We start from the raw sequence: 24,826 nt of genomic DNA, 5'->3' as shown, positions 1-24,826 counted from the left end.
AAACTAGCCTGCGTTCGCCTCGTCGGCAACGCTCAATCCCACATCGAATCTTCCCAATCTTCAGGCTTCGTGCCGATATTCTGGGCAACTTCGACTGGCAGAAATATGAACTCATCCTGCCTTTTTACCGAGGGATCGAGGGAAAAGCGGACGAGTTTCCGGCTCGTGGCGTCGGTGCGCTGGACGCTCACATCGAGCCAAACATCGAGCTTGCCGTCCTCTTCGGGCATCACTTTCAGCAAGCCCGGGATCGGATAGCGGGCCCGGACCTCCCCGGGACGATCCCGGAGTTTCCTAAAGGTCGCCTTCCGGCCCAGTTCATCCGCAGGGAACCACTCGTCGCGACCGGTCTTCTCGGTCCGTGTCCGGATCCGGTGAACGACGAGAGATTCGTGCACGCCTTCCCGTCCATAAGCCTCGATCCTCCATTTGAACGGACCATCGAAGGTCGCCATGCCCCCACCCACGACCATCGCACTCATCATGAAGGATCCCGGACGGGTCCCCTCCGGGCGAAAGTCGATCCCGACCTCGGCTCCACCCACTTCGACCGCACCTCCGCTTTCGGTGTAGGTGTGCTTCTGGCCCTTGAGCCCGACACAGTTGCTCAGCATCAAGACCCAGACCCAGGCGATAGCAATCAGGAAACGCATCGGCGCAGGTTTGCAGATCGTCCCGCAAGCGGCAACCTCATGATCCCGCTCTTGCTCTCACTTCCACCCGATGCATGCTCTCGCAGGCACACTTATGGATCTCAACTGGCTAGGCATTCTCATTCTCGCGGCAGTCCTGATGCTCTGGAATCTCGATTTCGTCGTCACGCTGCTCAACCTCAAGGCTCAGTCACCCACCCCCCCCGAGGAGTTGGCCGACGTATTCGACCAAGAGCGCTTCGCGAAATCCCAGGCCTACACTCGGGCGTCTTCCCGATTCGGCATCATCGAGTCCGTGGTGTCGCTGTTCATCCTGCTGGCATTCTGGCTGGCCGGAGGCTTCGGCTGGCTGGATCAACTTTCCCGGTCCTGGTTCTCCAATGAACTCCTCGCCGGCCTCGCCTTCCTTTCCGTTCTCTACATCGGACACCTGCTCCTTCATCTCCCCCTGTCGATCTACTCGACTTTCGTCATCGAGGAACGCTTCGGTTTCAACAAGACCACGCCGAAGACCTTCGTGGTCGACCAAATCAAGGGTCTGTTGCTGTCCGCCATCCTCGGACTACCCCTCGCCGCCGGGGTGCTCTGGATTTTTGGAAATGTCCCCCAAGCCTGGCTTTGGGCCTGGCTCCTGTTCACCGCGGTCCAGTTATTCCTCATGTGGCTCGCTCCCGTGGTGATCCTCCCGCTGTTCAACAAGTTCGAACCGATGGACGATGGACCGCTGCGTGACGCGATCGAGCGCATGGCAGCCAAGTGCGAGTTCCCCCTCACGGAGATCTCCGTGATGGATGGTTCGAAGCGCTCGACCAAGGCCAATGCCTACTTCACCGGTTTCGGAAAGACCAAGAAGATCGCCCTCTACGACACGCTCATCGAGGAGCAGACCACGGATGAACTCGTCGCTGTGCTCGCCCACGAGATCGGCCACTTCAAGTGTCGACACATCATCCAACGCCTCGCCGTCTCGATTCTGCAAAGTGGCGCCCTGTTTTTCCTGCTCGGTTTGGCGGTGGATCGCGACGGTGCGTTTGCCCGCTTGCTCTTTGATGCATTCGGAGTGGAAACGATCTCCGCACACGTGGGTCTCGTCCTCTTCGGCATCCTCTTCAGCCCCGCCAGTCGCCTGCTCGGGATCTTCTCGAACATGTGGTCACGGAAGCACGAGTTTGAAGCGGATGCCTACGCCGCCAAGGCGATGGGTGATTCGGGCCCACTGATCAGTGCGCTGAAGAAACTGTCGGCGAAAAACCTTTCGAACATCACACCCCACCCGATGAGGGTATTCCTCGACTACTCGCATCCTCCCATCCTCCAGCGCCTCAACGCACTCAAATCCCTGTAAACCCATGTATTCCGCTGATCCCGAACGCTACAATGGACAGATGCCGTATCGTCGATGCGGAAAGTCCGGCCTGAAACTCCCGCAGATCTCCCTCGGTTGCTGGCACAACTTCGGTCATACCGACGACCAGCATGAAGCGCGCGCCATCCTGCGCCGCGCCTTCGATCGGGGCGTCACCCACTTCGACCTCGCCAACAACTACGGCCCGCCTCCGGGGAGCGCCGAGGAGAATGTCGGACGCATCATGAGCGAAGACTTCGCCTGCCATCGCGACGAGCTCATCATTTCCTCCAAGGCGGGGCACCTGATGTGGGACGGACCCTACGGCGAATGGGGGTCACGCAAGCACGTGCTGTCCTCGCTGGACCAGTCCCTGAAGCGGCTCCGCTTGGACTACGTCGACATCTTCTACTCGCACCGTCCGGACCCGGATACCCCGCTCGAGGAAACCATGGGCGCCCTGGCCTCCGCCGTGCATCAGGGGAAAACCCTCTACGTCGGGCTTTCCAAGTATCCGCTGAAAATGCTCAAGAAGGCAGTGGCAATCCTACGCGATCTGGGCATCGCTTGCCCCATCTATCAGCCACCTTACTCGATTCTCGATCGTTGGCCGGAGAATGAAGGCATCCACGCTTGGCTCGCTGATCACGGCATGGGGTCCATCGTCTTCAGTCCCCTTGCCCAAGGCATGCTCACCGGAAAGTACTGCGACGGCATTCCGGATGGATCGCGTGCGGCGCGTTCCGAAGGATTCCTTCAAGTCGATCAGGTCGACGCCCAGGTCAAACAACTGCGCGCCCTTCGCGACCTCGCCTCAGAAGCCGGAACGCCCCTTCACCACCTCGCGCTCCGCTGGGTCCTCGACCAGAAACCGGTGGTCTCCGCCTTGATCGGAGCCCGGACGGTGGCGCAGCTTGATGATAGTCTTGATGCACTCGGTCAGCCGCCATTGAAGAAGTCGGTGATCAAGAAGATCGATGCGCTCGCTCCGCCAGCCCGGCGAAAGAAGAAGTGAGTTCAACCTTTCCGGCTTGCTACTACGACACTCGTTTTCGGATCGAGGGTGCTCCCACTCCGTGGCCCGACACGTGCGCGATCATCACGGCATGGAATCCGATGGACCGATGCTGGTCGCGGAAAATGAATGTGGCCGCCGACCATCGCTTGCGTCGCCTTCTCGAGAGGCAGCACCTCAAACACTTCCGGGCCAGCGGCCAATCCCCCGATGGATCCCATCAGGAACCCGGTTGGGCGATCGTGACAAATCTCGGGAATGCTCTGAAGATCGGCAAGCGCTACAAACAGCGTGCCATCTGGTGGGTGGTAGACGACGAGTTGCAGCTTCACTCGTGCCTCACCGGGCACCAGGAAACTGTGGCAGGTTTTGCTCAGCGAATGGTCTGAGAATGCGGCTAACATCGACATCCGTGTCCTGCAATTCCTTCCATTTCTGATAGGCGGCCCGCACCTCGTCCGTTGCGTCCAGACCGTCCCGATGCCAGACCACGAAGGGCGAGCGTGAGGTGGTCAGTGACGACGGATCGAGAATGAAGGACGCGCCGAACTTCCTCGAGGTCGTGGCGAGTGCCACGCGGAACATCGCTTCGGAGAGTTCATCGCCCATGTCGGACTTCATCACCTCTTCTTTCGACACCAGAATGATACTTGCCCCTGCGGCCGAAAAGGGAGCGGTCGACTTGCGCTTGCCATCCGCATCCAGGACCAACTGCCACAGCTCGGGCGTGTCCATGATCGGCACGGAATCCTCCGGCTCTTCAGTTCCGTCCGAGAACACCTGATTGTCTGACTCGGATGCCTGGCGCGACGTCGGAGGACGCCTCCTTAAGTCGCCCAGAGGAAACGATTCATCGGCCACCCCGGACTCAGTCGACGACTCCAGATCCCTGATCTGCAGCACCGCCAGAATGACGATGCCAGCCAATCCTACAAGGTAAGGCCACCTCCGCATGGGTGAAACAATAGTGGCCCAGTGGCGCTCCCAGCAATCGCCAAACCACGGGACCCAAAACCTGCCATCGCCGGTCAGCCCTGAAACCGCTGCACGATCGGCATGCGCCGCCCCATCCCGAATGCTTTCGAGGTGACCCGAATGCCGGGGGCTGCCTGCTGGCGCTTCCATTCATTGAGATCGACGCGGCGCTGCACCCAGCGGACGAGCGTCTCGTCGTAGCCGCGTGCCACGATCTCATCCGTCGACTCATGAAGCTCCACGTAGGCTTGGAGAATCCCGTCCAAGACCGCATACTCAGGGAGTGTGTCCTGATCCTTCTGATCGGGTCGCAGTTCGGCGCTTGGTGGTTTCTCAATCGTATTCCACGGAATCACCTCGCGTTCGCGATTCAGCCACCGACAGACATCGTAGACCCGGGTCTTCGGCAGATCGGAAATCACGGCCAGCCCACCACACATGTCGCCGTAGATCGTGCAGTAACCGACAGCGAGCTCGCTTTTGTTGCCGGTCGTGAGGAGAAGGTGATTGAACTTGTTCGATAAGGACATCAACAGCAGTCCACGGATCCGGGCCTGCATGTTCTCCTCAGTCACATCCTCTTCCATGCCCTCGAACAAGGGAGCCATGGCGGACTGGACTTCTCCAAGGATGCCCGAGATGCCCACTTCGTCGCAACGCATCCCGAGGTTGTTCGCCAGGGCAAACGAGTCGGACACGCTGCCGCCTGACGAATAGGGACTGGGCATGGTGAGCCCGTGGACCTTGTCGGCTCCGATGGCTTCGCAGGCGACCGCAGCGGTTAGCGCCGAATCGATCCCCCCGCTAAGTCCCAGGCAGACGCTGTTGAAACCCGTCTTTTGAACGTAGTCCCGCACGCCCAACACGAGGGCGCGCCAGAGTTGCTCACAGTCCTCCATTGGGTCTGCAAGGACTCCTCCCGAAACAGCATCAACGACCGCGACAGCTTCCTCAAATCCCGGCAAGCTGGCGATCACTGAGCCGTTAGGGCTCAGGACCCTAGAGTTCCCATCGAACACCAACTGGTCGTTGGCACCGACGCAATTGCAATAAATCACCGGGACACCGGCCTCCTTCGCGACCTTTCCGAGCATCTCGTCGCGCTGTGCAGGCTTGCCTAGATGGAAAGGTGAAGCCGATAGGTTGAAGATGATCTCAGCCCCGGCATCGACCAACTCGGTCACCGGTTCCCTTTCGTAAAACGGACGGTCCAGGTAGTCATCGGTCCAGATATCCTCGCAAATCGTGACACCGAGCTTCTTGCCGTTCCACTCGATCGGCTCGCAGTGATCCGCGGGCTCGAAATAGCGCCTTTCGTCGAACACATCGTAGGTCGGAAGCAAGGTCTTCCATCGTTTCTCCCGCACCTCACCATGTTGGAGAAATGCCGCCCCATTCCTGAACCACTTCCCGGCCTTCTCATGCGGGTGGTGATCGACGTAGCCGACCAGCAGTGGGACCTCTCCAATCTCGCCCGCGAGATAGTCCAATGCCTGAAGGCAACTCGGCACGAAGCGGCTCTTGAAAACAAGGTCGCGCGGAGGGTAGCCGACCAGGGCCAACTCCGGAGCCACCACGATGTCAGCCCCATTCTCAAGGCACTCGCGGTAGGCCGCCAGCAGGCGCTTCGCGTTCCCCGGGAAATCCCCGATCGTCGCATTCAGTTGGACCAGCCCGACCTTCATCCCTTCTTCGCCCAAGAGTCGCGCAAGGCAACAGTCCGATTGAAAACCGCCGCCTCACCCGGCCGGTGGTCACGACGATCTGCGACGAAGTAGCCGAGGCGTTCGAATTGGCAGACTTCCTCAGGCTTCATCTCGGTCAGAACCGGCTCGACCCATGCGTCGCGCGTTTCGAGCGAGGCTGGATTCAGCACGGACTCATAGCCACCTTCGACACCATCCGGATTCTCCTCGGTGAACAAGCGGTCATAGAGGCGAACCTTCGCTTTCTTGCCGAACTGGGCAGAGACCCAATGAATGGCAGCCTTGCACTTCACCCCCTCAGGAGCGTCTTGACCGACCGTTCCCGGCAAATACTCGCAGCGAATTTCGATCACCTTTCCCTCAGCATCCTTCTCGAAGCCCACGCACTTGATGATGTAGCCACCGCGCAATCTCACGTATCGATCCGGACCCAGACGGAAGAACTTCCGTGGTGGGTCCTCCATGAAGTCATCCTGCTCGATCCACAGCTCGCGACTCAGCATGACGTCACGCACGCCGTCCTCCTCACGCTCCGGGTTATTGACCACTTGAAGCGCTTCGCTACGATCTTCCTCGTAGTTGACGAGGACGAGCTTGACCGGATCCAGCACGGCCATCCGGCGGGGCGCTTCCTTGTTCAATAAGGCCCGGACCTCGTGCTCGAGCAGCGCGATGTCGGTCATTCCCTTGAACTTCGTGATCCCCAGCCCCTTGCAGAACGAACGGATGGCGGGCGCCGGGTAACCCCTGCGACGCAGACCCGAAAGCGTCGGCATCCGCGGGTCGTCCCACCCGTCGACCTGGCCCTGCTGCACGAGAGTGAGCAGCTTCCGCTTGCTCATCACCGTGTAGGTCAGATTCAGTCGGGAGAATTCAATTTGCCGGGGTGTCGCGGGAACCGGGCAATGCTCAATCACCCACTCATAGAACGGCCGGTGAATCTCGAATTCCAGCGTGCACAAGGAATGGGTCACGTGTTCCTTCGCGTCTTCCAGAGGATGGGCGAAGTCATACATTGGGTAGATGCACCACGCGTCCCCGGTATTGTGATGGCTCACGTGCAGGACGCGGTAGATGACGGGGTCACGCATCACCATGTTTGGCGACGCCATGTCGATTTTGGCCCGCAGGACCACCTCGCCCTCCTTGAACTCCCCGGTCTTCATTTTTGCGAACAGCTCGAGGTTCTCGGCAACAGACCGATCCCGGAACGGCGAATTGCTGCCGGGGCTCTGCAGGTTGCCACGACCGGCCTTGATCTCATCGGGCGTCTGCTGGTCGACGTAGGCCAACCCCTTCTCGATCAGTGCAATCGCGCAGCCATGGAAGAACTCGAAGTAGTCGCTGGCGAAATACAGATGCTCACCCCAGTCGAAACCGAGCCACGCCACATCCTCCTTGATGCTCTCGACATACTCGGTCTCTTCCTTCTCGGGATTCGTGTCGTCGAAACGAAGATGGCAGCGGGCTCCGACCCCCTGGTTCTCCTCGGCAATGCCGAAGCTCAGGCAGATCGCCTTGGCATGGCCGATGTGCAGGTAGCCATTCGGTTCCGGAGGGAACCGCGTGATGATGGTCTTGTGTTTCCCGCTCGCCAGATCGTCGGCGATGATCTCGCGGATGAAATCGAGCTTGGTTGGAGTCGTCTCGGACATGTCAAAAATTCGGTAATCGGCGGATCAGGCATCTCACCCGTCCGGCCACGTGCGGATCATGCGCCGGAACTTCCATTCTGAGAAATGCCAAATCACACCATTTTGCCCCCCAGGCAGTGAATTCCCACGCCCCCCTGCCTGCCGTGAGAATCGGGGTGTCGGGGCTTTCGCGAACCTTTCCCTGAAGCTCAACTGTCAGCCAGTTCCTGCAGCAGAGCCTGGTTCAGGCGGATTCCCGCTTCGAAGTTCTCCACCGGGAAATTCTCGTTCGGCGAGTGAATCTGGGCATCCGCGAGGGCGAGTCCCAGCAAGAGGGTGTCGGCCCCGAGAATGGTCCGGAAATCCTCGATGATGGGAATGCTTCCCCCTTCACGGATCAGGACGGGATCCTTGCCGAATGCCTTCTTCAATGCCCGCTGTGCCGCCTTGCCAAACACGGCATGGGGGTCGGCGTGATAGGGCTTGCCGTCGTGACCCGGGGTGAACTCGATGGTGACGCCCGGCGGACAGTGTTTCTTCAAGTGGGCTTCGACCTTGGCGATGATGTCCTTGGGATCCTGTTGGGGCACCAGACGGAACGAGAACTTGGCCATGGCCTCGGCCGGCAGCACGGTCTTCGAACCCGGCCCCTGATAGCCCGAGCCCATGCCATTCACTTCCGCGGTCGGGCGCGCCCAGGTTTGCTCCGCTGCCGAGTAACCCGCCTCGCCAAACAGGGAAGGCGCGCCGGTCACCTCAAGGTAGTCGTCGGTGCCGACTCCCGGGACTTTCGCCCACATTTCACGCTCCCAGTCCTTCAGCGGCTCCACGTCGTCGTAAAACCCATCGATCATGATCTTGCCATCCTCATCGTGAAGACTGGTGATCAATCGAGCCAAGGCCGCCGCGGGGTTGGCAACCGCCCCACCGAAAATGCCTGAATGCAGGTCTTTGGTCGGTCCCTTGACCACCACTTCGCCGCACGTGATGCCGCGCAGGCCATAACCGAGGGTCGGCATGCCGGGAGCCACCATGCCGGTGTCCGACACGGCGATGACATCGCATTTCAGCAGCTCCCGGTTCTCGCGCAGGAAGGGCGCGAGGCTTGGGCTGCCGATCTCTTCTTCCCCTTCAAACAGAAAGGTCAGATTCACCGGCAAGTCACCCTTCTCGCGCAGGGTCCGACCGGCTCCGAGCAAATGCGCAAGCATCTGCCCCTTGTTGTCGGTCGCCCCACGGGCCCAGATCTTCTCACCTCGGATTTCCGGCTCGAATGGCGAGCTGTCCCACAGGTTGAGTGGGTCCACAGGTTGGACGTCGTAATGGCCATAGATCAACACGTTGGGGCGCCCGTCTTGGTGCTCGTTCTGGGCGATTACGACCGGGTGGCCGGGTGTTTCATGCAGTTGGGCGCTCAGTCCGAGCTCCTCTGCGGTCTTCACCAGCCACTCCGCACAGGCCTTCACATCCCCGGCGTGCGCCGCGTCGGTGGAGATGCTGGGAAATCGGAGGAATTCGAAGAGTTTCTCTAGCTCGGGAGTCATGGCTCATCCATGTCCTCCGACACCTCGACCCGCAAGCGCAAACCCGTCGACCCCGAGTCGGAGCCGCTGCCAGGATTTCCCCCCTTTCGTCGTTGCCGAAACTCCGGCGTCATAGTACCTCTTATCACGTAATACCATTGATTCCGTGAGTTCAGACGACACCCATCCCCCAATTCAACGCCCCCGCATTCTAGTCGTCACCCCCGAGATCACCTACCTGCCCGAAGGTATGGGCAACCTCGCCCAGCGGATGTCCGCGAAAGCAGGTGGCATGGCCGACGTCTCCGCCTCACTCGTGCAGGCGCTCCATGACCAAGGTGCCGATGTCCATGTCGCCCTGCCGAACTACCGGCGCATGTTCCACCTCGATGTCGCCAGCGTTCACGACTACGAGTACAGCAAGGTTTCCAGAGCGCTTCCGGAACAGCGCATCCACCTGGCGGAAGACCGCGTCTTCTATCACCGCTCGAGAGTCTACAGTGAGCGGGAGAACCACCTCATTGCCCTCGCCTTCCAGCGTGAGGTCATCAACCACATCATTCCCCAGGTCCGACCGCATCTCATTCACTGCAATGACTGGATGACCGGCCTCATCCCCGCGGTCGCCAAGCGCCATGGAATGAAATCCCTCTTCACGGTCCACAACATCCATACCGAGCGGATGACGCTGGACACGATTGAGGATCGCGGGATCGACGCCGCGGACTTCTGGCAGCACCTCTACTACGGCCGCCCCCCTCACGACTACCAGGAGTCCCGTGACAACAACCCGGTCGACCTGCTGACCAGCGGCATCTTTGCCGCCGACCACGTCAATACCGTGAGTCCGACTTTCCTCAGTGAAGTGGTCGATGGCCGACACAGCCACATCCCCGGACACATCGTCCACGAGCTGTGGTCCAAATGCAATGCAGGCTGCGCAAGCGGAATTCTCAATGCACCGGACTCTGCATTCAATGCCGTGCGCGACACCTACCTTGATCACCACTACTCGGTGGACACCGTCATGGACGGCAAGCGGGCGAACAAAGCCCAGCTTCAGCAGGAGCTTGGACTGGAAGTGAACCCGGATCGCCCCCTGCTCTTCTGGCCGTCACGGCTCGACCCGGTCCAGAAGGGCTGCCAGTTGGTGACCGACATCCTCCATCAGCTCATGGAAGACTACGCCCACGAAGGGTTGCAGTTGGCCGTCATCGCAAGTGGTTCCCACCAGGGACACTTCCATTCCATTGTCGAACAACACGGACTCCATCATCGTGTCGCCGTGAGGGACTTCACCGAACGACTCTCACACATCGGATACGCCGCCGCGGACTTTGTCCTCATGCCATCCTCGTTCGAGCCATGTGGACTCCCCCAGATGATCGCTCCGAAGTATGGGTCCATGACCATCGCCCACGACACGGGAGGACTCCACGATACCGTTGAACCTCTCAATCTCGAGCACCCCGGTGGCAATGGCTTCCTGTTCAATGTGTTCAATCCCGATGGCCTGCGCTGGGCCATCGACCGGGCGATGGAGTTCTACCGTCAACCGTGGGACGTGCGTGAAGAGACGCTCCAACGCATCATGCGCGAAGCGAAGAGCCGGTTCAACCACCTCGCTACCGCCGGCGAGTACATCCGAACCTACGAGAATATCCTCGGGCGCTCGATTTCAGAACCTGAGCCGACTCCTGAGCCAAAGGTCAAGAAATCGAAAAAGAGCAAGGTCAAGAAGGACTGAAGCTCATTACCAGGCCGCTCGCCCACCCGATCGACTCGGCTTGTTGACGACCGAATTCCAAGCCTTCCCATCGAAAGGCCGCCACCCTCCCTCTACTGGTGCCGTTCACGCTCCTCCTTGATCGCGGAAAGCGCGTCGAAGAGCGCGAATAGCATGACGAACAGGCAGAGCAATCCGCAGAGTCCCCAGTAGACCCCGAAGCGCAGCGGCGACTCGCTTAGCCATCCATCAATACCCCACAGACCGAGGGCAAACATCCCCAACATCACGGTGGCAAAACCACCCAAGGTCCTCCGGCGCCGCTTGCGATCAAGAAGGATCTCCCGCGCCACGGCCTTGTCCATCTCCCATTGATCCCGCTTGCTCACCCCGGAGACCTACCAAGGGCCGGGATTGCTGTCGAGGCGGGCAAAGCTCGCAGCAAGTCGATCGATCGGAGCGTCCTGTGCGAGAGCGCTCGTGACGGACTCATCAAGCCGTAGACCTTGGCATTCAAAAATGCAGGGGTTCTTCCACTCGCGCATCCCCGACTTTCGCGCTAGACCATGTTCATGTCCGAAGTTCTTGCCGTTCTTGCGGGTGTCGGCCTCGCCGCCGCCTGTGGCTTCCGCATCTTCCTGCCACTCTTCGTGGCGAGCCTCGCCATTCAGACGGGAGTCGACGGTTTTGGCGGCTTCAGTCTCGGCGGCCTGGTAGGTGACGACCTTCCATGGCTGGGCACCTTTCCTGTGACGGTTGCCTTCGGCGTGGCCACCGTGCTCGAGATCGGAGCCTACTACGTTCCCTGGATCGACAACGCCCTCGACACCATCGCCACGCCTACCGCCATGGTGGCCGGCACGCTCATGTCATTTGCTTTCCTCCCGGGAGTCCTCGATGATTCCTACCTGAAGTGGATTGCCGCCGCCATCGTTGGCGGCGGAACGGCCGGGGTCATCCAGAGTGGCACGGTGGCATTGCGAGGCACCTCCACGGCGACGACGGGCGGACTCGGCAATTTCCTGCTATCGACGGTCGAAGCCATCGTCGCAACCGTGACATCCGTCCTTGCTGTCTTTCTTCCGCTCCTCGCAGGTGTCGTCGCCCTCGTCATCGCGATCTACATGATCCGTAAGATTCTCGCGATCCGCCGCTGGCTCAGATCCCGCGAAGAAGCCACCTAGCGGGAGTCGGGAAACCGGGAGAATCAATTCTGGCCAGCCAAGGCGATGCATCGGATCGTCCGATCATGACGACGGAGGAAATCCAGCACTACATCCATGCCGCGGTTCAATCCGAGTTCGACGGGTTCACCGCGGAGTCGATGGAGATGATGACCAGCGAGGGTGGCGACGGACGCTTTCTTGGAAAAGTCCATGCCATGCGCTACCTCGGCATCGCGGAATACCCGGAGATCTACCTCGCCATCGGCACGACAAAACTCGGCGTCCAGATCGTCAGGTTCGGCATGTCGGAATGCCTGAACCCTCAAGAAAGCGACCTCGATTTCCTCCTGCAGAAGGAACTCTCGATCATCAAGGACGACGACTGAGGAGCGGCGCGGAGTTTTCCCTTTCAGCTACGCGCATCGACCTACTTCCACTTCGCGCCATATTCATTGGTCGGGTCGCGGTAGATGGAGTGCAAATGATCGAGCGGGTCGCCTCCCAAATCTTGGCCTGCATATTCAATGATCACGGTCGGACCACTGATGTGGAATGACATGTCGCTCTCCAGCGCAAACGGCCCGTTCCAAGTAAACACCGTCTGATCCATACCCGCCTTGATCTCACTCATCCGCTGCATCGCGCAGGCCTTCGGCAAATCGTCGACCCAACAGGACACCAGCTTGAGCAATTTCTCCCGCTGCTCGACTGTCAGTCCCTTGCAGGACATGCCGGGAATATCGAGCGTCTTCCCATCCTTCCCCGGGCCCACCACGATACGACGACGCTTGTCACCGCGAATGGCTTCCTCCTTCTGTTCCTCAGTCAGGCTGTCGATGAATTCGTAGGCCAGGGATGTTTCTTTCCCCATCGGGACGATCACCTCATCGCCCAGCTTGAACTCACGGGGCTGGGTACCGATGAAGGAAGGTGACATCGTGACCTTCTCGCCCCTCATCGTCAGATTCACTCCCACATGGTGCCCGTCGAACTGGAGTGCCCACTCGTTCTCAACCGATGGCTTACCGAAGATCGCCACCCAGTAGTTTGCAGATCCGAAACCTCCACGTTCTTCGGCCTCCTCCCGGGAATCCAGCAGCAGGTCGTCCGCCAGCATGATGTTGCGTGACATCAGATACCCCTCCGTACTCATGACCGTGGAAAGCAGCACCGAAACGGCTTCCAGTTGGCCCTTGTCAAGATCCCCCAACCTCAGCCCTCCCTCGTTCCCCCGCGGGGGGGTGTTCGTCCATTTCTGTCGTTCAGGGTGATCAAGCGACAGCAGTGCTTGCCCCCGCTGCGTTGCCGTCAATTTCTCAAGAAAGGCCTCAGCTGCCGCGACCATCGCCTCAGGGCTGTGATTCGTCTTGGCAGGCTTCGCTGATGCAAAAACCTCACTGGCCAAGGTCCATGCCTGGTGTTTTTCAGCTGAAAGAAGCGAACCGGTCGCACTGGCGACGACCAACCATGAGGAAGCGAGAAGATTCATCCCGTCATGCTCGGCATTCCCGCAGGCTTGAGAAGAACAAAACCCGCAATCCTTCAAACCAAGGACTCTGAACCACGCACGCCCCGGTCTGAATCCAACCGCATGAGAATCCTTCGCTGCTTTTGTAGTTCCTACCCGACTCGTTGATGTCATGATCCAGGCGATGAACGATGAAGCTCCAGAGACCCCGGCTGCAGAGCCAGCCACCACCCTTTCAAGCCCCTCAAGTGGGCGACCCGCACCTGTCTCACCCGAAGAGAAAGAGAACCGGAACTGGGCACTGATCGCTCATGTGTCCTCCCTGAGCTCGTTCATCGGTATCCCGGGATTCATCGGCCCGTTGGTCGTCTGGCTGGCGAAAAAGGACGAGCTTCCTTTTGCCTCCGAACAGGCCAAGGAGGCCCTCAACTTTCAGATCAGCCTGTTCATCTATGGAGTCATTTGCGTGGTCCTCGTGATGACCGTTATCGGTGCCCTGATCGGAATTCCCGGCTTGATTGCTCTCGTCGTGGTTGAGGTCGTCTTCACCATCATCGCTTCGATCAAGGCAGGTGAAGGAAAAGCGTATCGCTACCCAATGACCATTCGGCTGATCGACTGAACCCGATCAAGGCGTATAGACGCCCCTGAAGAATCTGACATCGCCCAAGGTTGAGAGATCCCCGGACCACGAACCGACCGCCCCCGGATCCAGCCCCGGGATAGCCGTCCAGCCCGATAGTCCGGTGCCCGACATCTCGATCGAGTCGAAGTCTCCCACGTCCCACATCAGCATGATCTGATTTCCCAGTCGTTGGATCTGCAGCTCAGGCATCGATGGGAGGGGTTGTGGTTCGGTCTCGGTGGCGATCACATAGCCCGTCCGATCGTTGGGTCCGACCGTGGCATCCCCTGGCCCAACAGCGACCGTGAACACAATCGTGGAATAGGTTCCGGTCAATTGAATCGAACCGGCCGCTTCCCTACCGAAGATTTCGTTGGGCGGCGGCGGCTCACCGGCGGCCAGAGTACCATCCGAACTCAACGTCGCTCCAGCAATCTCCAGATTGCTGGTTCCCGCCAAAGCGGTGAGCGCCGATGGAAAGGTGAGCGTGGTCCGATACTCCACATCCGTCAGTGAGATGATGGGATTGGTGACAAGGGCCCCGAGATCCATGGTCACGGTCGTCGTCGCCCCTTCCTGGGTTTCAATGTTGATGTAATCCCCGACAAAGTTCGGCTCAAACACATCGATCCCAGCGAGGAACGGGAAAACCTCCGGGACGTCTTCCCACAGATTGTAGATTTCGGTCCCCGAGGGATTGATGATGGAAGCAGTGCTACTTCCATCCGCTGCCTGGATTGCGCCGCCCGATTGAGAGATCTCGACTGATAGAGACAGATCCGTAGAGGTCGTGTGATTTCTCCAGACTCCTGTCGCGGAGCTGGACCCATGAATCGTGGTGAAATTGCTGACATAGAGGTCCGCCCGGAGGCAAGGGGTGAGACCGAGACAAGACAGGACGAGGGGGAGCGCTTTCATGATGTGTGGGGGGATTAACCCAGAAGCCGTATCAGTTTGGGCGCGGGAATTCAAGATGATTGGGACCGATCAGCCCGTCAGAGGCGCTTTCACGAGAGGGTCAGCGGCTCTCCGGAAAGTGCGCAGGGACCACAAACCATGGTTCTACGCCTTGATTCACGCGAAGCATGACACATCGATGGTTCATCTCCCTTCGATTCCAGGAGCGAAGTGGAACGTCCCGAAGAAACTCCAAGGGAACTGGCCAGAGAGGTTTGGGAACCAACTCAAAGCGTGCGTCGGGTTCAAAAAACGCCTCCAGTGCATCGACGTGAACCCAACGTCCTCTACGACATGAGGGATGGATGAAGTCAGGCTGAGACGGATCCTTTGCATCGGCAGGATCGAAAAGAATCCCAAGGATGAGATGCTGTACTTCGATGGGCTCGCTTCGAATCAATTCAGGCAGGTGATCTCGATGCAACTGCGTCAGACGAAGTTGATGGTCGCGCAGGCGGCCGAGCTTGGTGAAATAGTTGTCCGCCGGATCGGGGCCAGGAAGGCGGATTCCATCTGGGGTTGGGAGCGCCAGATAGAATTTCGCCGCCAATTCGAGATGAATGAAGTGACCGGATTCAAGATCCTGCAGCACGAAGTCAAGCTCACCCAGTGTCGTTTGCGGGTCGGGTTGAAGTTGTAGGTTGCGATGAACAAGATCGAACCGGTCCGAGGCTTCAATCAGGCAAGCAACAGCATCTTCCACAAGATGCCCCAGCTTCTGATTCATGTGCAGTGGCTCAGCCACTTGCCCATCACCCAAGAGTTTCGGGTCGAACACCCGAGACCCGGGAAGCTCGTCAATCAATGGAGCCCCGCTGACGATGCCTTGAAACAATTTGCTCGGTGCTGAATCCATGTTGGGATCGCGATGAAGTTGGAGTAGGCTAGCGCATGCAGATCCGGATAGCTAGCCGAGCAGCCCTTCTCATGAGTTTCGTCATGCTCCCGTTCCTCTCGTCGCCACCGGCATCGGCCGCCGAGAGTGAAGCACCACGTCCTTTGCCCGGTGAGCTCGAATCGGCCGAACTTGCGGACTTCGACAAATTCGACCCGAAGCGCGCCGCATTGGTCGACCTGGCGTTGAAGCTGGGCCGAACCCATCGCCTCAATCGCTACCTCTTCGGTAGTGCCGATCCAGAAAAGGGAGGGTTCGATTGTTCCGGCTCGATCTACTTCATTCTCTCGCAGGCAGGAATCCAGCCGGCCCGGAGCTCCGCGGCGCAGTATGACTGGATCCGTGAAGCGGGATTGCTCACCGAGGTGCCTGCCTCAGCAGGTTCACTGGAAGCCCCCGTCTTTAAGAAGCTTCAGCCCGGAGACCTTGTTTTCTGGGCGGGCACCTATCGTCCGACGGATGGACGGACCAACAAGGTGACTCACGTGCAAATGTATCTCGGCGTCGAGAAGGCCAGTGGCAAACCGGTGATGATCGGCTCCAGTGATGGTCGTTCCTATTCGGGCAAGGCGCGCTGTGGTTTCGGAGTCTATGACTTCAAGGTTCCAAGCAGACAATCCAAGGCCCGCATCATCGGCTTCGGCCCCCCACCCGGTCTTGAAAAGCTGCAGAAGCCTGCGCAACCATGACTCCTCGCTGACTGGGGGTCGTCCCTGAAAACGGCGAAAGCCACGGTTTGTGAACCGTGGCTTTCATTGGTGGCGGGAGTAGGATTTGAACCTACGACCTTCAGGTTATGAGCCTGACGAGCTACCTGGCTGCTCCATCCCGCGATTTGTTTGTTGCCCCCTCAGGGGCGGGCCGGGAGACTAATGGCACTGCGCCGGTGCGCAAGAACTTTTTGATCAGTTTCTCGGCGATGCGTCCTTCATCGATTACCAATCATCCTGACACTCGTTCGCTCTCATCGGACGAGTGGAAGCTACGAGCCGCGACCCATCGGAGGCGGGCTCTCCGGTGGGTCGGTCCGACACGACAAAGAAGGATGCGTGGTCAGGCCCACCCGGTGGATGATTTCCTGTTCACCTACTATCCGTTCTCAATGCGGAAATTGACCCAGTGGCACCCCGGTCCAGGGATCGCCATCGAGCATGACGACAGTGTCCCGGATTGGCTGACAAGGCCGCCCTACCAAACCCAGGAGGGCTGGACCCTGCTCAATCCTGCATCATTGAGTGCGAAGCAGGTCATGAGGATCAGATGGATCCGCGATCTCTTGGTTGCCACTCAGAACCGGCCACCGTATTTCGGCTGCCACGGACTGCACGAGTGGGCGATGGTTTACGGTGGTGAGCAGGTTCGCCACGGCGAGACGTGCCCGCTTCGCCTACCTCAATCCGAGATCGATCAGATTGTGGAAAACCGACCGCTCTTCTGCAGTCACTTCGATGCCTTCCGGTTCTTCCAGCCTGCCGCCCAGCCGCTCAACCGGATGCAGCCCGACATGGACTCCCGGATGGCGAATGAACAGCCGGGCTGTCTTCACGTGGGCATGGACCTCTACAAATGGGCATCGAAATCCATGCCTTGGGTAAGCTCCGAACTTCAGCTGAAGTGCTTCGAGTTGGCCGTCGAGCTTCGCTCCTTGGACATGCGCGCGAGCCCGTATGATCTGTCGGAATTCGGACTGGAGCCCGTGAAAATTGAAACGAGCGAAGGGCGGCGCCTCTATGAAACCGAACAGCGCCGGCTTGCCGAGGAAGCGGCTCCACTTCGAGATTGCCTGATCGAGGCGCTCTCGCAGACGATTCAGGCAGTTGGATAGCCACCCTATGCAGATCCGGCGAAATTCTGCGCTCCATCTGCGCGACCCCCATGAATGATTTGCGATCAGCTTGATTTCAGGTCTTGGTAGGGCCATGAAATCCAGCAAACACATTGTGATTGTCGGTGGCGTCGCAGGTGGTGCATCTGCCGCAGCACGTGCGCGGAGGCACAGCGAATCGGCCCGCATCACCCTGATCGAACGAGGCCCGGACGTCTCGTTCGCGAACTGTGGCCTACCCTATCACATTGGAGGTGAGATCACGGACCGGGACGATCTCGCCGTCCAGACGCCCACCTCGCTCCGCAAGTTGCTGGCACTTGATGTCAAGACCCTCACGGAGGTCACCGCCATCCATCCCGATTCAGGAAAGGTCGAATTGAAGGATCTGAAAACCGGCGAATGTTCCACCCTCGACTACGACGAGTTGATCCTGTCCCCGGGAGCGTCTCCGATCCGCCCACCCCTGCCGGGAATTGACGATCCCCGCGTTCTGACCCTGAGAAACCTCGAGGACATGGATGCCATCATCCGCGCTGCGAGAACCGTGGAGCGGGTGGCCGTCATCGGCGCCGGATTCATCGGTCTGGAGGTGGCCGAACAATTGGTCCACATCGGCAAGCGAGTCAGTCTGGTCGAACTACAGGAACAGGTGCTTCCGCAGCTCGACCCCGAAATGGCGAGACCCTTGGTGGAAGCCCTGAAACACAAAGGCGTGGAAACCATTCTCGGGGACGGGATTCAGTCCTTCGGCGGGAGCGAAGAGGGCCTTTGGACCAACCTTGCCAGCGGTCGCTCGTTCGAGGTCGACCTGGTCGTCCTGTCGATTGGCGTGCGACCCGAGGGTGAATTGGCCAGGAACGCGGGCCTTGCACTCGGTCCTCGAGGGCACATCACGGTCGACGGTTTCCAACGCACGAGCGCACCTTCCATCTATGCCGTCGGCGATGTCTGTGAGTCTCCCGACCCGCTCGCCGGAGGTCACGCCGCAGTCCCTCTCGGTGGTCCGGCCAACCGGCAGGGGCGAACCGCTGCTGACCACATCTTCCTCGGTGACAAGGCCCTGCCCTACCCGGGTTCGATCGGAACCGCCATCGTCCGGGTCTTTGACCTTGCGGCGGGCATGACAGGGCTGTCCGAAAAACGGCTCAAGGGTGCGGACCAGAGTTTCGAGTCGGTGGTGGTCAACGGGCCCTCTCATGCGTCGTATTTCCCCGGAGCGGAAACGATCACCCTCAAACTGATCTGGTCACCTGACACCGGCAGGGTCCTCGGTGCCCAAGCCATCGGCAAGGACGGGGTCGACAAGCGGCTCGACGTGATCGCGACAGCCATCCGTGCAGGGATGACCATCGACGACCTGGTGCATCTGGAGCTCTCCTACGCGCCTCCATTCGGTTCCGCGAAGGACGTGGTGAATGTCGCCGGCTTCGCGGCCGCCAACATCAGGGATGGCCTCCTTCTACCCATTCCCACGATGAAGGAGGCAGCGGGCTGTCAGATCATCGACGTGCGCCCACCAGAAACCTCGAGAAGACTTCCAGCGCCAGGAGCGAAAAACATCCCGCTTGGTGAACTCAGGGAACGGCTGGGTGAGATCGACAAGGATCGCCCGGTCTACACGGTTTGCCAGATGGGAAAGACGAGCTATTTCGCTGCAAGAATCCTCGCCAATCACGGCTACGATGCCCGTAGTATTCTAGGCGGCGCCCATCATCAGATCGAGTGACCCCCCACCTGTTTCCGCCGATGGGGCGATCGGTCGACCCATCAGGTGTCGGAAGCAATGTGCCTGCACAACGAAGTCGTGGATGATGCCGAGCCGTCATGTCGCCTCGACGACGGCGGAACGGCACCACATGTGCAGGGCCTGCAAGCAGCCTGCCGCCAACGAATGGGTTGGTTCGGAACGGACAAGGCAGCGGACGCCTTCTTCGGCGACACAAAAGTCAGGCTATCCCGGGGGGCTGCACGGATCAGGTCGACTTGCACGAGCAGCCGGCCTGATTCCACGGGGCTTTCGCCAAAAGCATGCCCATCCCGCAGGTGTCGGTGATGCCCGCAAAGGTCAAACCAGCACCCACGAAAGCCGCCAGTCCGTAGAGGCCTGGATGCACCCAGGTCCCAAGGATCACTCCGATCAGGACCATCAGACCTGCCGCGATCCGGACCTGCCTTTCCAAGGAAATCACCCCTTCTCCGACTTCCACATCAAGCCCCGCCTCTTCCCACGCCTGAATGCCTCCCTTGACCACACTTACGCCCCCGACCCCGGCCGCCTCAAGACGCTCGGCCGCCATGCTTGCGCGCTTGCCGCTCAGGCACATGAGCACGACTTCCGGCGAAACCGCCCCGGCATCAAGCTGGTCCAGTGGCCTTGATTCGAAGCCCGCCACGTGCTTTGCCCGATATTCAGCAGGAGTCCGGACATCGATGAATTGCACCCCGTCTGTCCCAAGCATTTCCGCCGCAGTCGTCACGTTGATCTCTTTCATGTCGCCATATAACCATATGGTTATGCTTGCGCAATCAAAACCGATTGATTAGTTTCCCACCCATGAAACTTGGGACGGAGGAACTGGAAAGAGTAGCGCGCTTCTTCCGTGCGTTTTCAGAACCGACCCGATTGGCTCTTCTTCAGGAGTTGAAGTCCGGGCCCAAGAGTGTTGGCGAGCTGGTGGAAGCGACGGAGACCACCCAGGCCAATGTTTCGAAGCAGCTCAAAATGCTCTACGAGACCGGGCTCCTGTCGCGAAAGAAGCTGGGCAACCTCTCCATTTATGCGATCTCCGAACCGGTGGTATTGGAGTTCTGTCGATTGGCCTGTGAGCAGCTCAATGCCCGCCCGAAGGAGCGGAAACTGAGATTCTGACGAGGGCGCGACCGACTCTTGCCACATCGCCTCGGGTTGATTACCTCCCGGGCGTGATTCCAAACGTCCTCGCTGAACGCTACGCCTCGTCCGCCATCCAATCCATCTGGTCCGCTGAAGGGCGGATCGTTTTGGAGCGTGAATTCTGGATTGCCGTGATGAAGGCCCAGAAGGACCTGGGTCTCGATATCCCCCAGGGGGCCATTGACGCCTACGAGTCGGTCAAGGACCGGGTGGACACGGCATCGATCATGGAGCGGGAGCGAATCACTCGGCACGACGTGAAGGCGAGAATCGAGGAGTTCAACGAACTCGCCGGTCATGAGCAGGTTCACAAGGGCATGACGTCCCGCGATCTGACTGAGAATGTGGAACAACTCCAGGTCTACCGTTCCCTTCTGGTGCTGCGCGATCGCTCGGTCGCCACGCTTGCGCGGATGTCGAAGAGGTCCGCCCAGTGGGCCGACCTCGTCATTACGGCCCGGACCCACAATGTGGCGGCCCAGCCGACCACCTTTGGCAAGCGTCTGTCCATGTTCGGCGAGGAGATGCTGTCCGCCCATCAAGCACTGGAGTCCCTGATTTCCAGCTACGCGGTCCGCGGGCTCAAGGGGGCGGTCGGCACCCAGATGGATCAGCTATCCCTGTTTGAAGGTGACGCATCGAAGGTCGCGGAACTTGAGCGCAAGGTCGTTGCCCACCTGGGCATGCCCGCTGTCTGGACAAATGTCGGCCAGGTCTATCCCCGTTCCCTCGACATGCGCACGGTATCCACACTCGTCGACCTCGCGAGTGGTCCGTCATCGATGGCGAAGACCCTGCGCCTGATGGCTGGCCACGAGACCGCCAGTGAAGGGTTTGCTCCCGGACAAACCGGTTCGAGCGCAATGCCTCACAAGATGAATTCACGCTCCTGCGAGCGAGTGAACGGCTTCCATCTCATTCTCCGTGGCCACCTTACCATGGCTTCCGGGCTTGCTGGTGACCAATGGAACGAGGGTGATGTGTCCTGCTCGGTGGTTCGCCGTGTGATGCTTCCGGATGCTTTTTACGCCTGCGACGGAATGTTCGAAACCTTCCTCACGGTGCTCGACCAGATGGATTCCTACCCTGCAGTGATCGCCAAGGAGAACACTCACTACCTGCCATTCCTCATGACGACCACCATCATGATGGAGGCGGTCAAGGCCGGGGTCGGACGGGAGACCGCCCACAAGGCCATCAAGGAGCACGCCGTGGCGACGGTCAACGACCTCCGCCAGGGGAAGGTCGGTCACAATGACCTGGTCGCAAGACTCGCGGACGACGACCGTTTGCCGCTCGACGAGCAACAGCTGAAGGCAATCGTGGCTCAGGGAGAAGCAAACGCCGGAGCTGCCGCCTCCCAGTTGCAGCACTTCGGGGCGGAAGTGGCCAAGCTGACCGCTGCCCATCCGGACGCAGCGGCGTACACCCCGGGAAGCATCCTCTGAAGCGGAGACGTTCAGGGTTCCACCACTTTCCAGCGCACAAAGCCCTTCGACGATGTGGCGGCCGTGCTTCCAATGAGCTGACCGTTGGAATGCGTGACGGTCGTGCCGAGGGTCGTCCACGAGCTCAGGTCCGAGGAACGCTCGAGTTCATAGACCACCCCGGCCCGCTGGAAATCGAGTGGAGTGCTGATACTCAGTCCGCCAGCACCCAGGTTGATGGTTCGTTGAAATGATGATCGCACGACCGGATTGAGGCCGAAGGCATACTCGACGCCGCTTGGGATACCGTCACCGTCAGGATCGCCATCGAAGCCCCCCGTCAGCATTGGATAATTCACCACAGCCCAATCCGAAAAACCCTCGACCGTCCCTCCAAAGGTGACGGTCAATGGTGAAGTGGAAAGGTAGGAGACACCACCGAGGTCGGCACTGAGACGCAGGCGCAGGGTGCTGCCAGCGGAAGGCGTTCCCCCAAGAGTCGAGGCATCGACTCTCGCCAAACCGGTGCCAGAATCCGCTGGAATCTCGATGGTCGAACTCGCCCACTCGCAGTTATTGAATGAAATGCTGTCGAGGAAGATCCCGGTCCGGTTGTCGCTCGGAGCGTAGATGCCTCCATCTAGCCAGCGAAGCACGGCCCGAACCCGAATGGCGACGCCGGGAGTCAGGCTCTTGGTGTGCAAGGTGAACGATGGGTCCACGTTGCCACTGATCGATCCGCTGATGCTGTCAATGGTCGTCCATGAACTCCCATCGTTGGAGATCTGGAGTTCGAACAGCTCGCCGGGTGCCATGTATCCCCTTTTTCGACGATAGCTGATCGAGGCGCCGGGCCCTGGAATGACTTCGCGATCGATGATAAAACTCTCGTTGGCCGCCGGTCCGGGCGCGGGGAGCCTCAGGCGAAAGGCTTTGCTGCCCTGATGGACATAGGGTGTCGATGTCCGCAGTGCGTAGCTTGCCTCGGTCTGGTCGATAATGAAATCAGATGCCCCATCCTCGGCTCCAGCAGTCCAATCAACGGTTTGGGATTCACTCGCAAGCACCTTGTGGCTGCTTGCCCCAGCCACCGCCTCGAAGAAGTAGTTGGCTCCCTCGACCGGAGGAGTGGGAGTTCCTTGAAGTGCGAGAGGTTCGGTCAGCACATCTGGATCGAACACCGTCACGACATAGGAGTGCGATACGGTTGATCCATCGACCTGAATGCCCGCCACGGTCACGTGATAACTCGTGTCCTGCGTCACACCTACCGTCGCGACGGATGCAGGAACGGACCAAACAATCGCGGGGTCCGCCAGGTTCGTGGTGGTTCGGTCGATGATGCTGGTTGAAACGGGCGAACCATTGCCATCGGTCATGCTCACCGTCGCCGATGAGAAGCTCGCACCAGGATGGCTCAGCGACCACTGGCTGGCCATCAGGGCGTCGGGAAAGTATCCCGCCGATGGCCAAGCAACAAAGCGGGCTGGCACGTCGATCAATTCACTTCCGGCCTGAACGACATACATGACGTTCGTGTCCCGGAACTGCACACCGTTCCCGGGGACATCCCCACTGGCGAAATCCGTGGCCCCATGCTTGAGGATCCACCGCCGGTGCCCGACCTGGGAGTTCCATGATGACAGGGTGAGTGGGTCGTTCTCGCGCATGTAGGCGTCGATGGCCTCAGGGCCGCAGAAGCCAATCGCCAGATTGGAATGATTCGCCGCATTCCATGTGCTCGACGACCAACAATAGAAGGGCGCCGCATTGGGTGGGTTGTGGTTCACTTGGTCGGCCCACGAGAACATCAGCGCCGCTTGCTGACAGGCAGCTTGCTTGGTCACCGAGGGCGATGGCTTGTGGGGATCCGACGAACCAATCACGACGGCAGCGCCGGAATTGGTCACCGTATTGGCATCCAGTCCGGCCAAGGCCCGGTAAAAATTGATACGCCGTTCGACCTTCTCCGTGTAGGCCAACGAGTTGCTGCCAGGACTGCAGATCCCATGCGATCCATTCCACGCCATGACAGCTTCGGACCCTTCCGAGCTCTTGTAGTAGGCATTCCAAAAAGCCAGGACTGCCGTCCGGGACGAAGTGTCGACTTCAAGGCCCGTTGTGGGCGCCGGAAGTTGGTTCGCCTCCACCACGCCGAGCAGCGCGCTTGCAGCGAGGAGACTGGAAATGAATCGGGGAAGATTTCGCACGGTGATGCAGATATCTTAGATTTCCATTTAGTTCAAGTCCCTTAAATTTAAAAACTTATGAACCTACGCGAACACGTAGGCGATCGCAGCGAGGCCGAACAGGGCTGCAGTTTCGCTGCGGAGCACCTGATTTCCGAGGCTTGCCGGCTCAAAGCCATGACTCACCAGAGCGTCGAGTTCGCTCGCCGAAAAATCCCCCTCCGGGCCGACGACAAAGGTGACATGATCGACGGCACCGCCACCCGCGACGACCTCCCGCAGCAGCTTCCGGGGTTCAGCCAACGCCGCAACCATGCTCAGTCCCGGGTGGTTGTTTTCGAGAAACGCCTTCAGCGTCGTGGGCTCTCCGATTTCCGGCAGAAATCGCTGTCCGGATTGCTTGCAGGCTTCCAACGCGGTGCGTCGCCACTTCTCCGCTTTTGCCTCAGCAGGTCGAACCACGGTGTGTTCCGTGATCAGGGGTTGGATGGAGCTGACTCCCAATTCGACCGACTTCTGGATCAACCAGTCCATGGCTTTCCCTTTCAGGATCGCCTGGGCCAGCACAACATGAACCGCTGGCTTCGGGCACGACTCCTGATTACTCAAACGGAGGCTGACCCGGTTACGGTCCACCGACGTAATCTCGGCTCGGGCCCATCGCCCCGCTCCATCGAAGACCTCGATGACATCCCCTTCCTTCGCCCTCAGGACGCGGGAACAGTGGACCGCCTCGTCGCCAACCAGTTCCGCGTGATCGCCCCACGATTCCGGTTCAAGGAAGAAGCGGGCCATGACGGT

At 59.6% G+C, this 24,826-nt stretch carries 24 protein-coding genes and 1 tRNA gene; 12 read left to right on the top strand and 13 right to left on the bottom strand.

The window, feature by feature from the left end; all coding sequences use genetic code 11:
- Positions 1 to 32: 32 nt before the first annotated feature.
- The gene (locus tag JIN81_RS04355) at positions 33 to 653 is read right to left on the bottom strand and encodes a hypothetical protein (protein WP_200276836.1); all 621 of its coding nucleotides are present in this window, start codon (positions 651 to 653) and stop codon (positions 33 to 35) included.
- 70 nt (positions 654 to 723) lie between these two features.
- Between JIN81_RS04355 and JIN81_RS04350 the strand changes: the two genes are divergently transcribed.
- The 3 genes from JIN81_RS04350 to JIN81_RS19620 are packed head-to-tail and all read left to right on the top strand — an operon-like array spanning position 724 to position 3,402.
- Entirely contained in the window at positions 724 to 1,998 is a 1,275-nt protein-coding gene (locus JIN81_RS04350; RefSeq protein WP_200276833.1) for a M48 family metallopeptidase, read from the top strand.
- A 4-nt stretch (positions 1,999 to 2,002) separates the two neighbouring features.
- Positions 2,003 to 3,013: an aldo/keto reductase gene (locus JIN81_RS04345; RefSeq protein WP_200276830.1), complete on the top strand. Its 1,011-nt coding sequence runs from the start codon at positions 2,003 to 2,005 to the stop codon at positions 3,011 to 3,013.
- Entirely contained in the window at positions 3,010 to 3,402 is a 393-nt protein-coding gene (locus tag JIN81_RS19620; protein ID WP_200276827.1) for a DUF3293 domain-containing protein, read from the top strand. Before JIN81_RS04345 ends, JIN81_RS19620 begins: the two co-directional genes overlap by 4 nt.
- On the opposite strand, the gene JIN81_RS04335 is transcribed toward JIN81_RS19620, so the two are convergent.
- The 4 genes from JIN81_RS04335 to JIN81_RS04320 form a co-directional block, all read right to left on the bottom strand.
- On the bottom strand, positions 3,353 to 3,967 hold the full coding sequence (locus JIN81_RS04335) for a hypothetical protein (RefSeq protein ID WP_200276823.1): 615 nt from the start codon (positions 3,965 to 3,967) through the stop codon (positions 3,353 to 3,355). The two genes, JIN81_RS19620 and JIN81_RS04335, sit on opposite strands and share 50 nt — an antisense overlap.
- A 74-nt stretch (positions 3,968 to 4,041) precedes the next feature.
- On the bottom strand, positions 4,042 to 5,673 hold the full coding sequence (locus tag JIN81_RS04330; protein WP_200276808.1) for an NAD+ synthase: 1,632 nt from the start codon (positions 5,671 to 5,673) through the stop codon (positions 4,042 to 4,044).
- Positions 5,670 to 7,349 carry a glutamine--tRNA ligase/YqeY domain fusion protein gene (locus tag JIN81_RS04325; RefSeq protein ID WP_234044454.1) on the bottom strand — a complete coding sequence of 560 codons (1,680 nt, stop codon included), beginning with the start codon at positions 7,347 to 7,349 and terminating at the stop codon, positions 5,670 to 5,672. Before JIN81_RS04325 ends, JIN81_RS04330 begins: the two co-directional genes overlap by 4 nt.
- Positions 7,350 to 7,537: 188 nt before the next feature.
- Positions 7,538 to 8,872 carry a dipeptidase gene (locus JIN81_RS04320; protein ID WP_200276805.1) on the bottom strand — a complete coding sequence of 445 codons (1,335 nt, stop codon included), beginning with the start codon at positions 8,870 to 8,872 and terminating at the stop codon, positions 7,538 to 7,540.
- Between the two features lie 145 nt (positions 8,873 to 9,017).
- Here JIN81_RS04320 and JIN81_RS19410 point away from each other — a divergent pair, with 145 nt between their 5' ends.
- Positions 9,018 to 10,598 (top strand): glycogen synthase, encoded by a 1,581-nt coding sequence (locus JIN81_RS19410; protein ID WP_325100843.1) that lies wholly within the window; start codon positions 9,018 to 9,020, stop codon positions 10,596 to 10,598.
- Between the two features lie 92 nt (positions 10,599 to 10,690).
- Here the strand turns inward: JIN81_RS19410 and JIN81_RS04310 are convergent, their stop codons facing one another.
- Complete coding sequence (locus JIN81_RS04310) at positions 10,691 to 10,966, bottom strand: hypothetical protein (protein WP_200276803.1); 276 nt, start codon at positions 10,964 to 10,966, stop codon at positions 10,691 to 10,693.
- A 183-nt stretch (positions 10,967 to 11,149) separates the two neighbouring features.
- Between JIN81_RS04310 and JIN81_RS04305 the strand changes: the two genes are divergently transcribed.
- Both JIN81_RS04305 and JIN81_RS04300 read left to right on the top strand, forming a co-directional pair.
- Positions 11,150 to 11,761 (top strand): DUF4126 domain-containing protein, encoded by a 612-nt coding sequence (locus JIN81_RS04305; protein ID WP_200276800.1) that lies wholly within the window; start codon positions 11,150 to 11,152, stop codon positions 11,759 to 11,761.
- A 65-nt stretch (positions 11,762 to 11,826) separates the two neighbouring features.
- Positions 11,827 to 12,129 carry a hypothetical protein gene (locus tag JIN81_RS04300; RefSeq protein ID WP_200276797.1) on the top strand — a complete coding sequence of 101 codons (303 nt, stop codon included), beginning with the start codon at positions 11,827 to 11,829 and terminating at the stop codon, positions 12,127 to 12,129.
- A 41-nt stretch (positions 12,130 to 12,170) separates the two neighbouring features.
- On the opposite strand, the gene JIN81_RS04295 is transcribed toward JIN81_RS04300, so the two are convergent.
- Positions 12,171 to 13,232: a DUF3500 domain-containing protein gene (locus JIN81_RS04295; protein ID WP_200276794.1), complete on the bottom strand. Its 1,062-nt coding sequence runs from the start codon at positions 13,230 to 13,232 to the stop codon at positions 12,171 to 12,173.
- 163 nt (positions 13,233 to 13,395) lie between these two features.
- Between JIN81_RS04295 and JIN81_RS04290 the strand changes: the two genes are divergently transcribed.
- Positions 13,396 to 13,833: a DUF4870 domain-containing protein gene (locus tag JIN81_RS04290; RefSeq protein WP_234044453.1), complete on the top strand. Its 438-nt coding sequence runs from the start codon at positions 13,396 to 13,398 to the stop codon at positions 13,831 to 13,833.
- A 6-nt stretch (positions 13,834 to 13,839) separates the two neighbouring features.
- On the opposite strand, the gene JIN81_RS04285 is transcribed toward JIN81_RS04290, so the two are convergent.
- The gene (locus JIN81_RS04285) at positions 13,840 to 14,754 is read right to left on the bottom strand and encodes a hypothetical protein (RefSeq protein WP_200276788.1); all 915 of its coding nucleotides are present in this window, start codon (positions 14,752 to 14,754) and stop codon (positions 13,840 to 13,842) included.
- 100 nt (positions 14,755 to 14,854) lie between these two features.
- Positions 14,855 to 15,649, bottom strand: coding sequence for a DUF1853 family protein (locus JIN81_RS04280; RefSeq protein WP_200276786.1), 795 nt, complete (start codon positions 15,647 to 15,649; stop codon positions 14,855 to 14,857).
- Between the two features lie 71 nt (positions 15,650 to 15,720).
- Between JIN81_RS04280 and JIN81_RS04275 the strand changes: the two genes are divergently transcribed.
- Positions 15,721 to 16,377, top strand: a complete 657-nt coding sequence (locus JIN81_RS04275; protein ID WP_200276783.1) for a C40 family peptidase — start codon at positions 15,721 to 15,723, stop codon at positions 16,375 to 16,377.
- Between the two features lie 67 nt (positions 16,378 to 16,444).
- On the opposite strand, the gene JIN81_RS04270 is transcribed toward JIN81_RS04275, so the two are convergent.
- Positions 16,445 to 16,521 (bottom strand) — tRNA-Met (locus JIN81_RS04270).
- A 212-nt stretch (positions 16,522 to 16,733) separates the two neighbouring features.
- On the opposite strand from JIN81_RS04270, the gene JIN81_RS04265 reads away from it, so the two are divergent.
- Complete coding sequence (locus tag JIN81_RS04265) at positions 16,734 to 17,513, top strand: hypothetical protein (protein ID WP_200276780.1); 780 nt, start codon at positions 16,734 to 16,736, stop codon at positions 17,511 to 17,513.
- Between the two features lie 94 nt (positions 17,514 to 17,607).
- The gene (locus JIN81_RS04260) at positions 17,608 to 19,242 is read left to right on the top strand and encodes an FAD-dependent oxidoreductase (protein WP_200276778.1); all 1,635 of its coding nucleotides are present in this window, start codon (positions 17,608 to 17,610) and stop codon (positions 19,240 to 19,242) included.
- A gap of 247 nt (positions 19,243 to 19,489) precedes the next feature.
- Here the strand turns inward: JIN81_RS04260 and JIN81_RS04255 are convergent, their stop codons facing one another.
- A complete protein-coding gene (locus JIN81_RS04255; RefSeq protein WP_234044452.1) occupies positions 19,490 to 20,008 on the bottom strand; it encodes a rhodanese-like domain-containing protein in 519 nt (172 codons plus the stop codon).
- Positions 20,009 to 20,070: 62 nt separating this feature from the next.
- On the opposite strand from JIN81_RS04255, the gene JIN81_RS04250 reads away from it, so the two are divergent.
- Both JIN81_RS04250 and purB read left to right on the top strand, forming a co-directional pair.
- The gene (locus tag JIN81_RS04250; protein WP_200276776.1) at positions 20,071 to 20,385 is read left to right on the top strand and encodes an ArsR/SmtB family transcription factor; all 315 of its coding nucleotides are present in this window, start codon (positions 20,071 to 20,073) and stop codon (positions 20,383 to 20,385) included.
- Between the two features lie 53 nt (positions 20,386 to 20,438).
- Entirely contained in the window at positions 20,439 to 21,857 is a 1,419-nt protein-coding gene (gene purB / locus JIN81_RS04245; RefSeq protein WP_200276773.1) for an adenylosuccinate lyase, read from the top strand.
- 11 nt (positions 21,858 to 21,868) lie between these two features.
- Here purB and JIN81_RS04240 read toward each other — a convergent pair whose 3' ends face one another.
- Positions 21,869 to 24,046: a hypothetical protein gene (locus tag JIN81_RS04240; protein WP_200276769.1), complete on the bottom strand. Its 2,178-nt coding sequence runs from the start codon at positions 24,044 to 24,046 to the stop codon at positions 21,869 to 21,871.
- A gap of 63 nt (positions 24,047 to 24,109) precedes the next feature.
- The gene (locus JIN81_RS04235; RefSeq protein WP_200276766.1) at positions 24,110 to 24,820 is read right to left on the bottom strand and encodes an RsmE family RNA methyltransferase; all 711 of its coding nucleotides are present in this window, start codon (positions 24,818 to 24,820) and stop codon (positions 24,110 to 24,112) included.
- Positions 24,821 to 24,826 lie beyond the last annotated feature (6 nt).

The organism is Haloferula rosea, from assembly GCF_016595525.1.
In the GTDB taxonomy this organism is placed as follows: Bacteria; Verrucomicrobiota; Verrucomicrobiia; order Verrucomicrobiales; family Akkermansiaceae; genus Haloferula; species Haloferula rosea.
This window is presented reverse-complemented; position numbering and strand designations above follow the sequence as displayed.